This window comes from Streptomyces sp. NPDC031474 (assembly GCF_055581185.1).
This window is the reverse complement of the sequence record NZ_JBVIJX010000017.1, coordinates 55,025-68,694: the sequence shown is the minus strand read 5'-3', so window position 1 is coordinate 68,694 and position 13,670 is coordinate 55,025. Positions and strand designations below refer to the sequence as shown.

Below are 13,670 nucleotides of genomic sequence, written 5' to 3'. Positions count from 1 at the left end.
CTGCCATCGGGGCCCTGCCGTCGCGCTCTCACCACGCGCGTACGGCAGGGCCCCGACCGCCTTGCTGTCCTACTGCCTTACCGCAGCGGCCCGGTGACCGTCTCCACCGCCGCGACGAGCCGGCCGTCGCGCACGAACGCGTCCGCGGCCGCGAGGTCGGGCGCGAGGAACCTGTCCGGGCCTGGGCCCTGGACGCCCGCCTTGCGCACGGCGTCGATGACCGCCCGGGTCGCGGGCGCCGGGGTCAGACCCTGGCGCAGTTCCACGCCGCGTGTGGCGGCGTACAGCTCGACGGCGATGACGCGCGTCAGGTTGTCGATGGCGGTGCGCAGCTTGCGGGCGGCCGACCAGCCCATCGACACGTGGTCCTCCTGCATCGCGGAGGACGGGATCGAGTCGGCGGACGCCGGCACGGCCAGTCGCTTCAACTCGCTGACCAGCGCGGCCTGCGTGTACTGGGCGATCATCAGGCCGGAGTCGACGCCGGCGTCGTCCGCGAGGAACGGCGGCAGGCCGTGGCTGCGGTTCTTGTCCAGCAGCCGGTCGGTGCGCCGCTCGGCGATGGAGGCGAGGTCGGCGACGGCGATGGCGAGGAAGTCCAGGACGTAGGCGACGGGGGCGCCGTGGAAGTTGCCGTTGGACTCGACGCGACCGTCGGGGAGGACGACCGGGTTGTCGACGGCCGAGGCCAGCTCGCGTTCGGCGACGAGCCGGGCGTGCGCCATGGTGTCGCGGCCGGCGCCGGCGACCTGCGGGGCGCAGCGCACCGAGTAGGCGTCCTGGACGCGGGGCGCGTCGTCCAGGTGGTGGCCGGTGAGCTCCGAACCCGCGAGGACGGCCAGCATGTTGGCGGCGCTGGCGCCCTGACCCGGGTGCGGGCGGATGGCGTGCAGTTCGGGGGCGAGGACCTTGTCGGTACCGAGGAGGGCCTCGAGCGACAGGGCTGCCGTGACGTCGGCGGACTTGTAGAGGAGGTCCAGGTCGGCGAGGGCCATGACCAGCATGCCGAGCATGCCGTCGGTGCCGTTGAGGAGCGCCAGGCCCTCCTTCTCGCGCAGCTCCACGGGGGCGATGCCGTGCTCGGCGAGGAGTTCGGCGGCGGGGCGCACCACGCCGTCCGGCCCCTCGGCGTCGCCCTCGCCCATCAGCGTGAGGGCGCAGTGCGAGAGCGGGGCCAGGTCGCCGGAGCAGCCGAGGGAGCCGTACTCGTGGACGACGGGGGTGATGCCGGCGTTGAGGATGTCGGCCATGGTCTGCGCGACCTCGGGCCGGACGCCGGTGTGCCCGGAGCAGACGGTCTTCAGCCGCAGGAACATCAACGCCCGGACGACCTCCCGCTCGACGCGCGGGCCCATGCCGGCGGCGTGCGAGCGGACGATGTTGCGCTGTAGTTGGGTGCGGAGTTCCTGGCTGATGTGCCGGGTGGCGAGCGCGCCGAAACCGGTGGAGACGCCGTAGACGGGCTCGGGCTTGGCGGCCAGCGCGTCCACGATCTCGCGGGCCGCGGCGAGGGCCGCCACCGCCTCGGCGGAGAGCTCGATGCGTGCGCCGTCGCGCGCCACGGCGAGTACGTCGGACGCGGTCACGCCGGACGTCCCCACCACCACAGTGTGCATATCCATATTCAGGAGCGTACGCAGTGAAGACGGGGATGTCACCAGTGGGGACAGGGTTTGCCCCTTACCGAATACATCACAGTCACCGCCACAGTCACAGCCACAGCCACAGCCACCGTCACAGGGACCGCCTCAGGGCCGCCCCCTGAACCGCCGCCGCTCGACGGGCCGCTCCCGCGCCTCCGACGGCGGCTCGTCGGCGAGGCGGACGACGGGGTCGTCGGGCCCCTCCCGCCCGGCCACCACCGGACGGGCGGCCCGTACGGCCTTGGCACGGTACTGGGCGGCGTCGGCGAGCCGGAAGAGCCGGCGGGCGGAGCCCACGGGACCGATGGGGTCCCCGGTGGAGGCCACCCCGCAGGCCACGCCCTCGCCGAGCTCCAGCTCACCGGCCCGGCGGCAGAGCTCGTCGGCGACCTTGACGACGTCGTCGGCGGGCGGCCCGACGGCCAGCAGACAGAACTCGTCCCCGCCGAGCCGGGCGGCCAGCGCGCCGGGCAGCATCGCCCCGCACAGCGACAGCACCGAGCCGAACCGCTCCAGCAACCGGTCCCCGACGGCGTGCCCGAGGCTGTCGTTGACCCGCTTCAGCCCGTTGAGGTCGCACACGGCGAGGCTGACGACGACCCCCTCCGTCCGATGCCGCTCGACCGCCTCCTCGAGCCGTACGTCGACGGCGCGGCGGTTGGCCAGGCCGGTGAGGGCGTCGGTGAAGGCGAGCCGACGGGCCTCCTGCAGCCGCTCCGTCTGGGCGAGCCCCGCGGCGACGACGGCGGCGAGGACGGTCGCGAAGTCGGCGTCGGCCCGGTCGAAGACCGGGGTGCCGGCGGAGCGGGCGACATACAACTCGCCCCAGGCCCGGCCGTGCAGCACGATCGGCGCGACCACACAGGAGCCGCGGCCCCTGCGGCGCAGGGCGGCGACCCGCTGATGGCAGTAGCCGGGGCGCCCCGCGGCAGGCCCCTGGGCCGTCTCGACCCAGGCGTTGGGCTCGCCGCCGGCCACCCAGCGCTCGTGCAGGAACTCGGTGATCTCGGGGAACTGGTGCACCGGGTAGGCCTCGTCCTCCGGGAACTCGTCCTCGTCGGCGGCCCGGTCGCCCACGTTCGCCAGGACGCGCAGCCGCCCGAGGTCCCGCTCCCACACCGAGAGCGCCGCGAAGCCTCCGGCCAGCGCCCGGCAGGCCCCGAGGGCGGCCGCACGCCACGACTCGCGGGGGGTGTGCGCGGCCGCCATCCCCTGCGCGAGCGTCACCACGGCCACCAGGCGTCTGTCCTCACCCATCTCCCCAGGCTAGGGATATTTGGGTGAAAAAGAGACACGGAGGAGCACTTAGAGTGACACACGGCCCGCGATCACGGTCCCCGAAAAGCGGTCACTCACCCGGCCACTGCGGCTTCCGCTTCTCGTTGAAGGCCGCCACGCCCTCCGCCCGGTCCCCCGAGAACGCCACCGACCGCCACGCCGCGTCCTCCACCTCCAGCCCGGCCCGCAGCTCCAGCCCCTGTCCGAGCCTGAGTGCCCGCTTCGCCGCCCGCAGGCCCACCGGCGAGTTCGCGCCGATCCGCGCGGCCATCGCCAGCGCGTCCTCCCGGTCCCGCCCCTCCTCCACCAGAACGTCCACCAGGCCCAGTTCCCGCGCCTCGGCCGCCTCCACCCGACGCGCCGTGAAGATCAGCTCCGCCGCCCGGGCCGCCCCCACCCGGCGCGGCAGCAGCTGCGTCCCGCCGCCCCCGGGGATCACCCCCACCGACACCTCGGGCAGCCCCACCACGGCCGTGCGGTCGGCCACGATGACATCGCAGGCCAGAGCCAGTTCGAAACCGCCGCCCAGCGCGAAGCCGTGCACCGCGGCGACCGTGGGGACCGGCAGCTCCAGTACGCCGGTGTAGGCCCCGCGCGCGATCGGCCGCTGCCGGACCAGTTCGGCGTCGCTGAAGGAGTTCCGCTCCTTGAGGTCGGCGCCGACGCAGAACGCCCGCTCGTGCGTCGAGGTCAGCACGACCACCCGGACGTCCCGGTCCTCGCCCAGCGCCGTGCACGCCCCGGCGATCGACCGGGCCATGTCGGTGGAGACGGCGTTCATGGCCTTCGGCCGGTCGAGGGCCAGCTCCGCGACATGCCCCCCGTCCCCGTGCCGCCGCACCAGCACGAACTCCCCGAACCGCTCCTCGCCCGTGCCACCGTTCGAGACACCGCCCATGACACCGCTCACGACACCCTCCGGTTAACGCGGGTTAACTTCTTTCGTTCGCCCGATCATCGCAGCCGGGATCCCCGGGCGAAAGAGCGGCCCCGTCGCCCGATACGGCCCCGCCCACCCGTTCGAGTGACATCCCGCCCAACTCCGCCCGCACCGCTCACAGGAGCGCATACCGTGCGTCCGCCCCGGCGCATCGGGGGCGCGACCGCATCGGGAGGGAACGCGCGATGACGAGCACGGGGACCGGGCTGGACGAACCGGCACGTCAGGACGCGACGGCGGCCTGGGACGGGGCGCCGCCCGAGGAGGCCGGCCCGCTGTGGGCCCCGCGCGCCCGCGGCCGGCACCGTCGCGCCCGCCCCCGCAAGGTGCTGTTCGCCGCGGGCGGCCTCGCGCTGGCCGCCGGCATGCTGAGCCTCGTCCGGCTGACTCCTCACTCGGGCGACGTCACCGGCATCGGCGCGGCGGAAGCCGAATCCCAGCCCGACCCGGTCACGGACACAGACACGGCCACGGCCACGGCCACAGACACCTCTAGGGGTACGGGTACGGGTACCGGTACGGGTGGCGGAGGCGCCGGCACCGGCGGGGACACCGGCCGCTCGGCCGACGCGGCCGTCCCCGGCGCCGCCGCCCCGACCGCGCCCAGCGCCATGGGGGGAGCGAGCGCGAGCCCGACTCCTGAGGCCGGCCTGGTCCCCGGCACCCCGGGCTCGGCCACGTCCGTCGCCCTCACCCCGGGTGCCACCTACACTCCGGTCGCGCCCCACGCCCCGGCGCCCGCGCCCGCGAGGACGGCCGCCCCGAGGCCCACGGCGACACCGACACCGTCGGCCGCACCGACGACGGCGGCGCCCGCACCCCAGCCGCAGAAGCCGGGGCCGGGGCAGTCGGGGCAGCCGCGTCAGCCGGGCGTCTGCGTGCCGGTCGTCGGCCTCTGCGTGGACCCGCTGGGAGCTCCGGTACCGAAGCTGTAGCCGGCTGGAGCTCAAGCCGGCCACGGCTCCAGCGCGCTACCGGTTCAGGCTTCCTCGCTGTTGCGCCGGGTGAGCAGCCAGGGCTCGACCACGCCGAGACCGCGCACCGGCCGCTGCCACATGGGCTGCAGTGCGAAGCGGTACGTCGGCGGCTCCTCGCCCTCCTTCTCGGCGGCGGCGGCCTCTTCCGCCGCCTCCGCCTCCGAGGCCGGGGCGTCGCCGGTACGGATCAGCTCCTCGGCGAAGGCGCTGTCGACGAGGACGGCGTCCCGGGGCGCTATCGACGTCAGCCGGGAGGCCAGGTTGACGGTCGTGCCGAAGACATCGCCCATCCGGGTGGTGACGGTGCCGAAGGCCATGCCGACGCGCAGTTCGGGCATCGTCTCGTCGTTGCTCATCGTCTCGACCAGCAGCAGCGCGATGTCGGCGGCGGTGCCCGCGTCGTCGGCCGCGTAGAGCACCTCGTCGCCGAGGGTCTTGATCAGGCGTCCGCCGCGGGCGGCGACCAGGTCGGCGCAGGTGGTCTCGAAGGCCTCGACCAGCTCGCCGAGTTCCTCCTCCTCCATGCGGCGCGTCAGCCGGGTGAAGCCGACGAGGTCGGCGAAGCAGACGGCGAGCCGCCGGTCGACCATCTCCTCGTCGTCCGCGGCCTGTACGACCCGGCCGGCCGAGGCGGCGAGCTGGCGCCGCCAGACGTAGACGAGGAACTCCTCCAGCTCGGGCAGCAGCAGTTCGACGATGGGATACGTGACCTCGGTGCGGGTCATGCCCGGCTCGGGCGGCTCGGTCAGGCCCTCCAGGAAGGAGTCGATCTGCCATTCCGCCAGCCGGGCGGTGGTCTGCCCGGTGGACCGGGCCACCTGCACGGCCATCGCCTCGCTCAGCAGCCCCGCCTCGACGAGACCCGCAAGTCGCCGCAGGGCGAGGACGTCGGCCTCGGTGAGCGCCCTGGCCTGTCCGATGTCGGCGAAGCCCATGGCCCGCCAGAAGCGCGACGCCAGCTCCATGGAGACGCCGGCGCTGCGGGCGGCCTGAAAGGGGGTGTAGCGCCGCTCGGCGCCGAGGATGAGCTGTTCGAGGCGCAGCGCGAGAGGATGCGGGTCCTCACCGGGGTCGCCCGGCTCGCCGGGTTCGGCGGCCGGCAGGTTTACCCGGCCGTCCGCGCCCGCGCCGGAGCCCGTGTCGTCGACGGTCACGCCTGCTGCCCTTCCGATCTTCCGCGGTCAGGTATCGACCGGCCTCAACTCTACGGCAGGTGTGCCCCAGCTCACTCCGTTCCGTTCGGCAGGGAGCTGGTGCCCAGCGTTCCTGTCGACCGTTCCTGTCGACGGTTTGCGTCAACCGGGGAACGACCGCCTCACGCCGGTCGCAGGTGGACGATGTCTCCCGCGCCCACCGGCTCCTGCACGCCTTCCTTCGTGGCGATCACGAGCCGTCCGTCGCCGTCGACCGCGACCGCCTCGCCGACGATCGACCGGTCCCCCGGCAGTTCGGCCCGTACCGTTCGTCCCAGGGTCGCGCACCCTGCCGCGTACGTCTCCTGCAGGCCGCTGGCCGCGGGGTCGCCGCCGGCCTCCCGCCAGCGCCCGTACCACTGCTCCAGCGACCGCAGGACGCCCCGCAGCAGCGGGTCCCGGTCCGTGTTCCGGGCGCCCGCGAGTGCCAGCGAACCCGCCTGGGGGACGGGGAGTTCGTCCGCGCGCAGGCTGACGTTGATGCCGACGCCGACGACCACCGCGTCCTGGCCCGCCCGTTCCGCGAGGATGCCGCCGGCCTTGCGTTCCTCGCCCTCGACGGTCACCAGGAGGTCGTTGGGCCACTTGAGTGCCGTGTCGACGCCCGCGACCCGGGACAGTCCCGTCGCCACGGCGACCCCGGTGAGCAGCGGCAGCCAGCCCCAGCGGGACACCGGCACCCCGCTCGGGGCGAGCAGCACGGAGAAGAACAGGCCGGACCGCGGGGGCGCCGACCACCGGCGGTCCAGGCGGCCCCGGCCCGCCGTCTGCTCCTCGGCGACGAGGATCGCGCCCTCGCCGGCCTGGCCCGCGCTCGCCGCCGCCACCAGGTCGGAGTTGGTGGAGCCGGTGCTCTGCACCACCTCCACCCCCGTCCACAGCCCGTCCCGCCGAAGCAGCGCGCGGCGCAGGGCCAGGACGTCGAGGGGCGGACGGTCCAGATCGGACCACCGGCTGCTGCCTGCGTCTGCTGCGTCTCGCGGTGTCATGAAAGCCACCCTAGGTGTGTTGTACGCCGCACTGCCGATCGGTAAGGGCAGCACTACTCTACGGATGAGTAACCGTCCCCCCTTTTGAGCAGGCAGGGAGCCACATCCCGATGTCCGAGCCGGAAGAGCGCCCAGAGATCCAAGGGATCGACATCCACACCACCGCGGGCAAGCTCGCGGATCTCCAGCGTCGCATCCAGGAGGCGACGCACGCCGGTTCGGAACGCGCCGTCGAGAAGCAGCACGCCAAGGGCAAGCTGACGGCCCGTGAGCGGATCGAGCTGCTCCTCGACGAGGGTTCCTTCGTCGAGTTGGACGAGTTCGCCCGGCACCGCTCCACCAACTTCGGCCTGGAGAACAACCGCCCGTACGGCGACGGCGTCGTCACCGGTTACGGCACGGTCGACGGCCGTCCCGTCGCGGTCTTCTCCCAGGATTTCACCGTCTTCGGCGGCGCGCTCGGCGAGGTCTACGGCCAGAAGATCGTCAAGGTGATGGACTTCGCGCTGAAGACCGGCTGCCCGGTCATCGGCATCAACGACTCCGGCGGCGCCCGCATCCAGGAGGGCGTGGCCTCGCTGGGCGCGTACGGCGAGATCTTCCGCCGCAACACCCATGCGTCCGGCGTGATCCCGCAGATCAGCCTGGTCGTCGGCCCCTGCGCCGGCGGTGCGGTCTACTCCCCCGCGATCACCGACTTCACGGTGATGGTCGACCAGACCTCGCACATGTTCATCACCGGCCCCGACGTCATCAAGACGGTGACCGGCGAGGACGTCGGCTTCGAGGAGCTGGGCGGCGCCCGCACCCACAACTCCACCTCGGGCGTGGCGCACCACATGGCCGGCGACGAGAAGGACGCCATCGAGTACGTCAAGCAGCTGCTGTCGTACCTGCCGTCCAACAACCTCAGCGAGCCCCCGGTGTTCCCGGAGGAGGCGGACCTCGCCGTCACCGACGAGGACCTGGAGCTGGACTCCGTCGTCCCGGACAGCGCGAACCAGCCGTACGACATGCACACGGTGATCGAACACGTCCTGGACGACGCCGAGTTCTTCGAGACCCAGGCGCTGTTCGCGCCGAACATCCTCACCGGTTACGGCCGGGTCGAGGGCCACCCGGTCGGCATCGTCGCCAACCAGCCGATGCAGTTCGCCGGCTGTCTGGACATCACGGCCTCCGAGAAGGCGGCCCGGTTCGTGCGCACCTGCGACGCCTTCAACATCCCGGTCCTGACCTTCGTGGACGTGCCCGGCTTCCTGCCCGGCGTCGACCAGGAGCACGACGGCATCATCCGCCGCGGCGCCAAGCTGATCTACGCCTACGCCGAGGCCACCGTCCCGCTCATCACCGTCATCACCCGCAAGGCCTTCGGCGGCGCCTACGACGTCATGGGCTCCAAGCACCTGGGCGCCGACATCAATCTGGCCTGGCCGACCGCCCAGATCGCGGTGATGGGCGCGCAGGGCGCGGTCAACATCCTGCACCGCCGCACGATCGCGGAGGCGGAGGCGAACGGGGAGGACCTGGAGGCGGTGCGCGCCCGCCTCATCCGCGAGTACGAGGACACCCTCCTCAACCCGTACATCGCGGCCGAGCGCGGCTACGTCGACTCGGTGATCATGCCGTCCGACACCCGCCGCCACATCGTCCGCGGGCTGCGTCAGCTGCGCACCAAGCGGGAATCCCTGCCCCCGAAGAAGCACGGCAACATCCCCCTCTAGGCCTGCTGGGAGCCGTCATGAACATCAAGGTCGTACGGGGCAACCCGACCCCCGAGGAGCTCGCCGCCGCCCTGGCGGTGGTGACAGCGCGCGCCGCGGCGGGGACAGCGGCACCGCCGTCCGGCGCGCAGGGCCCCAGGGACGCGTGGTCCGACCCCTCACGGATCGCGGCCCACCGCCTGCCCCAGCCGGGCCAGGCGTCCTGGACCCGCACCTACTGGCCGAGCTGAGGGCAGCTACGAGAGAACGGACACCGGGCGCCGATTTTGAGTACCCGTACTCAGGCGCCCGGACCCGGCCAAGCCCCACGCTGGGGGCATGCTGTGGTCCGACCCCGAGAACGAGCCTCCCAAGGAACTCCGCGACATGCAGGAGACCCTGCGCAGACTCGGCCTCTTCCTCGCCCTGGCCATGGTGCTGGCGATGATCGTGCTCGGCCTCAGATGACCGGCGATACGCTGACCGCATGACAGCTCAGCCGCAGCGGCGTCTCGTCCTCGCCTCCCAGTCCCCGGCCCGACTGAACCTGCTCCGTCAGGCCGGCCTGACCCCCGAGGTCATCGTCAGCGGGGTCGACGAGGACGCCGTCACCGCCCCGACCCCTGCCGAGCTGGCCCTCGCCCTCGCCGAGGCGAAGGCGTCCGTGGTGGCCGCGAAGCCCGAGGTGAAGGGCGCCCTGGTGATCGGCTGCGACTCCGTGCTGGACCTCGACGGCCAGGCGCTGGGCAAGCCCGCGGACGCCGAGGAGGCCACCGCCCGCTGGAAGGCGATGCGCGGGCGCGCCGGCACGCTCCAGACCGGCCACTGCGTCTACGACACCCTCAGCGGCCGCTACACCTCCGCGACCGCCTCCACCGTGGTCCGCTTCGGCGAGCCGACGGACGAGGAGATCGCGGCGTACGTCGCCTCGGGCGAGCCCCTCTACGTCGCCGGGGCCTTCACCCTCGACGGCCGTTCGGCCCCGTTCATCGAGGGCATCGACGGCGACCACGGCAACGTCATCGGCATCAGCCTGCCCCTCCTGCGCCGGCTGCTGGCGCAACTAGGCGTCGGCATCACGGAGTTGTGGGCGCCGCCGGAGGCGTGAGGGGCGGGGGCGGGACCGGCGAGCCGTCGCCGTCGCCCTTGCTGCCGCCGTCCACCGGTTCCTGGGCGGCGGGCCGCTGCTGGGCGTCGTACGTCATCAGGAGCAGCACGATCAGGGCGAGCACGACCACCATGAACAGGAACTGCGGCACGCCCAGCAGGCCCCACGCGAAGGCGCCCAGCAGGCCGTGCACGACGGCGACGCTGATCAGCAGGACGCGGCCGAGACCGGCGGGCGCGCGGTCGCGCACCGCCACCAGCAGGGCGACCACGGCGCACCCGGCGAAGTAGAGACCGAAGACGATCCCGCCGACCTTCGAGGACGTCGACATCACGTGCGGGTCCAGGCCGGCCAGGGACATGTCCTGCCGGTCCACCACGACGCCCATGAACCAGTTCAGCGCGGCGATGCCGAGCGCCTCCGCGAAGAGCACGACCGCCACGATCCACGCCACCGGTCTGCGTATCACCCGGTCCCCACCCACTTTCGACCCCGACCCGAGGAAGCCCGAGCAAGGTACCCGTTACCTCAAGTAGCGTTCGAGACATCCCGAACGCTACTAACGGGTAAACCCCGGGACAAGGGTTCTGCGCGCGGCAAAGAATCGTTGGGCCATTCGTAGGGACTCCACAAAGAAACCGAGTGGGCCGCAGCACGCTCTCACAGAGACCTTGACCACATGAGAGGGCTAGGGTTTGCCGGAGGAGTGCTGCGTACGGCGGTACTACAAGGGATTTCGCGGTCGAGTGAGCCTCGTATCACGCTCCGTGTGGGCAAGCTCACCGTTGGGGACGGGTCGATGAGCCGTGTCGGCAGTCCCTAAACTCGGCTTGTTTCAAGGAGGGAGCCTCAATCGTGCGCAAGGTGCTCATCGCCAACCGTGGCGAAATCGCAGTCCGCGTGGCCCGGGCGTGCCGGGATGCCGGCATCGCGAGCGTGGCCGTGTACGCCGACCCGGACCGGGACGCTCTGCATGTCCGCGCTGCGGATGAGGCGTTCGCCCTGGGCGGTGACACTCCTGGGACCAGTTATCTCGACATCGAGAAGGTGCTGAAAGCGGCGAAGGAGTCCGGCGCCGACGCCGTCCACCCCGGCTACGGCTTCCTGTCGGAGAACGCCGACTTCGCCCAGGCCGTCCTGGACGCGGGCCTGATCTGGATCGGCCCGCCCCCGCAGGCCATCCGCGACCTCGGCGACAAGGTCGCCGCCCGGCACATCGCCCAGCGGGCCGGCGCGCCCCTGGTCGCCGGCACGCCCGACCCGGTGTCCGGGGCCGACGAGGTCGTGGCCTTCGCCGAGGAGCACGGGCTGCCGATCGCGATCAAGGCCGCCTTCGGCGGTGGCGGCCGCGGTCTGAAGGTCGCCCGCACCCTCGAAGAGGTCCCCGAGCTGTACGACTCCGCGGTCCGCGAGGCGGTCGCCGCGTTCGGCAGGGGCGAGTGCTTCGTCGAGCGCTACCTCGACAAGCCCCGCCACGTGGAGACGCAGTGCCTGGCCGACACCCACGGCAACGTGGTCGTCGTCTCCACCCGTGACTGCTCCCTCCAGCGCCGCCACCAGAAGCTGGTCGAGGAGGCCCCCGCGCCGTTCCTCTCCGAGGCGCAGACGGCCGAGCTGTACTCGTCCTCGAAGGCCATCCTGAAGGAGGCCGGCTACGTCGGCGCCGGGACCGTCGAGTTCCTGGTCGGCGTCGACGGCACGATCTCCTTCCTGGAGGTCAACACCCGCCTCCAGGTCGAGCACCCGGTCACCGAGGAGGTCGCCGGCATCGACCTCGTCCGCGAGATGTTCCGCATCGCCGACGGCGAGAAGCTCGGCTACGGCGACCCGGAGCTGCGCGGGCATTCCTTCGAGTTCCGCATCAACGGCGAGGACCCGGGGCGCGGCTTCCTGCCGGCCCCCGGCACGGTCACCACGTTCGCCCCGCCGTCCGGTCCCGGCGTGCGTCTGGACGCGGGCGTGGAGTCGGGCTCGGTCATCGGCCCGGCGTGGGACTCGCTGCTCGCCAAGCTGATCGTCTCCGGCGCGACCCGCGAGCAGGCGCTCCAGCGGGCCGCCCGCGCGCTGGCGGAGTTCCAGGTCGAGGGCATGGCCACGGCCATCCCCTTCCACCGCGCGGTGGTCACCGACCCCGCCTTCGCGCCCGAACTCACCGGCTCCGCCGAACCGTTCACGGTGCACACCCGGTGGATCGAGACCGAGTTCGTCAACGAGATCCCCGCGTTCGCGGCCCCGGCCGACACCGAGGCCGAGGACGAGACGGACCGCGAGACGATCGTCGTCGAGGTCGGCGGCAAGCGGCTGGAGGTCTCCCTCCCGTCCTCGCTGGGCATGAGCCTGGCCCGCACGGGTCTCGCGGCGGGCGCCAAGCCCAAGCGCCGTGCGGCCAAGAAGTCCGGCCCCGTCGCCTCCGGCGACACCCTCGCCTCCCCGATGCAGGGCACCATCGTGAAGGTGGCCGTCGAGGAGGGCCAGGAGGTCAAGGAGGGCGACCTGGTCGTCGTCCTCGAAGCGATGAAGATGGAGCAGCCGCTGAACGCGCACCGCTCCGGCACCATCAAGGGCCTGGCGGCAGAGGTCGGCGCGTCGGTCACGTCCGGCGCCGCGATCTGCGAGATCAAGGACTGACCCCACGTTCCAAGCGCCGGCGGGCATGACACAGCCCGTCCGGCGCTTGAGGACGAGGCCCCTTGAGGGCCGACAGCGGGGCCTGGGGGGCGGCAGCCCCCAGAGGCGGCCCCGCGGCGTCAACGGCGGCGCAGGTCCGCGACCCTGGCGCGCTCCGCGCCGGGGGTCGCATCCCCCAACGCGGGGGTCGCCCGCAGGGTGGCCGCGCCCGGGACCTGCCCCCGGCGCGGAGCCGGCAGCGGCACGTCCCGACGCTGCTGCTGGTGACGCGCCGGGACCGCATCACCCCCCTGGCTTCCCGACGCCCCGGCCACGGCGATCTGCACTCCCTGGTCCGCCAGGGCCTGCAGTTCGGTGCCGGCGCGGTCGTCGTGCGGTGGCGGCTCGTCGGTGACCAGGCGGGTGATGAGGTCCGTGGGCACGGTCTGGAACATGGTGTCGGTGCCGAGCTTGGTGTGGTCGGCGAGGACGACGACCTCGGCGGCCGCCTGCACCAGTGCCCGGTCCACGGACGCCGACAGCATGTTGGACGTGGACAGCCCGCGCTCGGCGGTGAGGCCGCTCCCGGAGAGGAAGGCCCTGGACACCCGCAGCCCCTGCAGGGACTGCTCGGCGCCCGAGCCCACCAGGGCGTAGTTGGAGCCTCGCAGGGTCCCGCCGGTCATCACGACCTCGACCCGGTTGGCATGGGCCAGCGCCTGGGCCACGAGGAGGGAGTTGGTGACGACCGTCAGGCCGGGGACGCGGGCGAGCCTGCGGGCCAGCTCCTGGGTGGTGGTACCCGCCCCGACCACGATGGCCTCGCCCTCTTCGACGAAGCCCGCGGCAAGGTCCGCGATGGCGGTCTTTTCGGCGGTCGCGAGATGGGATTTCTGCGGAAAGCCGGACTCCCGCGTGAAACCGCCCGGCAATACCGCACCGCCGTGTCGGCGGTCGAGGAGTCCTTCTGCCTCCAGCGCGCGCACGTCCCGCCGTACGGTCACTTCGGAGGTCTGGACGACGCGGGCGAGTTCACGGAGCGACACGGCCCCGTTCGCTCGCACCATTTCGAGGATCAATTGACGACGTTCTGCAGCGAACACGAAACTGACAGTAACGCGGACGACCGTCTGCTTTCAGCTCTTTGCGCCGAATAGTAGAAGTTGTTCGCACAAGGGGACGGGAGGTGGTATAGGGCCCGGTTCCGGCGCCTATACCGTCCGTATGTCCGG

General features: G+C 72.5%; 13 protein-coding genes. 6 read left to right on the top strand and 7 right to left on the bottom strand.

The features are described from left to right. Positions 1-77 precede the first annotated feature (77 nt). The 3 genes from hutH to ACZ5SK_RS33125 all read right to left on the bottom strand — a co-directional run bounded on the left by hutH (position 78) and on the right by ACZ5SK_RS33125 (position 3,819). Positions 78-1,616, bottom strand: a complete 1,539-nt coding sequence (gene hutH, locus ACZ5SK_RS33135; RefSeq protein ID WP_334581187.1) for a histidine ammonia-lyase — start codon at positions 1,614-1,616, stop codon at positions 78-80. Between the two features lie 132 nt (positions 1,617-1,748). Then, on the bottom strand, positions 1,749-2,900 hold the full coding sequence (locus ACZ5SK_RS33130) for a GGDEF domain-containing protein (protein ID WP_334577585.1): 1,152 nt from the start codon (positions 2,898-2,900) through the stop codon (positions 1,749-1,751). A gap of 91 nt (positions 2,901-2,991) precedes the next feature. Continuing rightward, on the bottom strand, positions 2,992-3,819 hold the full coding sequence (locus ACZ5SK_RS33125) for an enoyl-CoA hydratase/isomerase family protein (RefSeq protein WP_468156846.1): 828 nt from the start codon (positions 3,817-3,819) through the stop codon (positions 2,992-2,994). 227 nt (positions 3,820-4,046) lie between these two features. Between ACZ5SK_RS33125 and ACZ5SK_RS33120 the strand changes: the two genes are divergently transcribed. Next, a complete protein-coding gene (locus ACZ5SK_RS33120; protein ID WP_468576792.1) occupies positions 4,047-4,796 on the top strand; it encodes a hypothetical protein in 750 nt (249 codons plus the stop codon). A gap of 44 nt (positions 4,797-4,840) precedes the next feature. Here the strand turns inward: ACZ5SK_RS33120 and ACZ5SK_RS33115 are convergent, their stop codons facing one another. Both ACZ5SK_RS33115 and ACZ5SK_RS33110 read right to left on the bottom strand, forming a co-directional pair. Beyond that, entirely contained in the window at positions 4,841-5,992 is a 1,152-nt protein-coding gene (locus ACZ5SK_RS33115; RefSeq protein ID WP_334577587.1) for an adenylate/guanylate cyclase domain-containing protein, read from the bottom strand. Positions 5,993-6,153: 161 nt separating this feature from the next. Continuing rightward, positions 6,154-7,020: a biotin--[acetyl-CoA-carboxylase] ligase gene (locus ACZ5SK_RS33110; RefSeq protein WP_334577588.1), complete on the bottom strand. Its 867-nt coding sequence runs from the start codon at positions 7,018-7,020 to the stop codon at positions 6,154-6,156. Between the two features lie 110 nt (positions 7,021-7,130). Between ACZ5SK_RS33110 and ACZ5SK_RS33105 the strand changes: the two genes are divergently transcribed. From ACZ5SK_RS33105 to ACZ5SK_RS33090, 4 genes are all read left to right on the top strand, one after another. Then, positions 7,131-8,744 carry an acyl-CoA carboxylase subunit beta gene (locus ACZ5SK_RS33105; RefSeq protein WP_319333609.1) on the top strand — a complete coding sequence of 538 codons (1,614 nt, stop codon included), beginning with the start codon at positions 7,131-7,133 and terminating at the stop codon, positions 8,742-8,744. Between the two features lie 17 nt (positions 8,745-8,761). Next, positions 8,762-8,974: an acyl-CoA carboxylase epsilon subunit gene (locus ACZ5SK_RS33100; protein ID WP_334577589.1), complete on the top strand. Its 213-nt coding sequence runs from the start codon at positions 8,762-8,764 to the stop codon at positions 8,972-8,974. A gap of 88 nt (positions 8,975-9,062) precedes the next feature. Next, entirely contained in the window at positions 9,063-9,191 is a 129-nt protein-coding gene (gene mmpB, locus ACZ5SK_RS33095) for a morphogenic membrane protein MmpB (protein WP_099936065.1), read from the top strand. 19 nt (positions 9,192-9,210) lie between these two features. Next, positions 9,211-9,831, top strand: a complete 621-nt coding sequence (locus ACZ5SK_RS33090; RefSeq protein WP_334577590.1) for a Maf family protein — start codon at positions 9,211-9,213, stop codon at positions 9,829-9,831. On the opposite strand, the gene ACZ5SK_RS33085 is transcribed toward ACZ5SK_RS33090, so the two are convergent. Next, positions 9,800-10,300, bottom strand: a complete 501-nt coding sequence (locus ACZ5SK_RS33085; RefSeq protein ID WP_361701214.1) for a hypothetical protein — start codon at positions 10,298-10,300, stop codon at positions 9,800-9,802. The two genes, ACZ5SK_RS33090 and ACZ5SK_RS33085, sit on opposite strands and share 32 nt — an antisense overlap. 386 nt (positions 10,301-10,686) lie before the next feature. Here ACZ5SK_RS33085 and ACZ5SK_RS33080 point away from each other — a divergent pair, with 386 nt between their 5' ends. Continuing rightward, positions 10,687-12,459: an acetyl/propionyl/methylcrotonyl-CoA carboxylase subunit alpha gene (locus ACZ5SK_RS33080; RefSeq protein WP_468576791.1), complete on the top strand. Its 1,773-nt coding sequence runs from the start codon at positions 10,687-10,689 to the stop codon at positions 12,457-12,459. Positions 12,460-12,578: 119 nt separating this feature from the next. Here the strand turns inward: ACZ5SK_RS33080 and ACZ5SK_RS33075 are convergent, their stop codons facing one another. After that, positions 12,579-13,541 carry a DeoR/GlpR family DNA-binding transcription regulator gene (locus ACZ5SK_RS33075; protein WP_334577593.1) on the bottom strand — a complete coding sequence of 321 codons (963 nt, stop codon included), beginning with the start codon at positions 13,539-13,541 and terminating at the stop codon, positions 12,579-12,581. Between the last annotated feature and the right edge of the window lie 129 nt (positions 13,542-13,670).

Excerpts from the sequence above, each read along its gene's own strand:
- hutH (WP_334581187.1), bottom strand. The coding sequence starts at position 1,616 with ATGCACACTGTGGTGGTGGGGACGTCCGGCGTGACCGCGTCCGACGTA.
- ACZ5SK_RS33130 (WP_334577585.1), bottom strand. The coding sequence starts at position 2,900 with ATGGGTGAGGACAGACGCCTGGTGGCCGTGGTGACGCTCGCGCAGGGG.
- ACZ5SK_RS33125 (WP_468156846.1), bottom strand. The coding sequence starts at position 3,819 with ATGGGCGGTGTCTCGAACGGTGGCACGGGCGAGGAGCGGTTCGGGGAG.
- ACZ5SK_RS33120 (WP_468576792.1), top strand. The coding sequence starts at position 4,047 with ATGACGAGCACGGGGACCGGGCTGGACGAACCGGCACGTCAGGACGCG.
- ACZ5SK_RS33110 (WP_334577588.1), bottom strand. The coding sequence starts at position 7,020 with ATGACACCGCGAGACGCAGCAGACGCAGGCAGCAGCCGGTGGTCCGAT.
- ACZ5SK_RS33105 (WP_319333609.1), top strand. The coding sequence starts at position 7,131 with ATGTCCGAGCCGGAAGAGCGCCCAGAGATCCAAGGGATCGACATCCAC.
- ACZ5SK_RS33100 (WP_334577589.1), top strand. The coding sequence starts at position 8,762 with ATGAACATCAAGGTCGTACGGGGCAACCCGACCCCCGAGGAGCTCGCC.
- mmpB (WP_099936065.1), top strand. The coding sequence starts at position 9,063 with ATGCTGTGGTCCGACCCCGAGAACGAGCCTCCCAAGGAACTCCGCGAC.
- ACZ5SK_RS33090 (WP_334577590.1), top strand. The coding sequence starts at position 9,211 with ATGACAGCTCAGCCGCAGCGGCGTCTCGTCCTCGCCTCCCAGTCCCCG.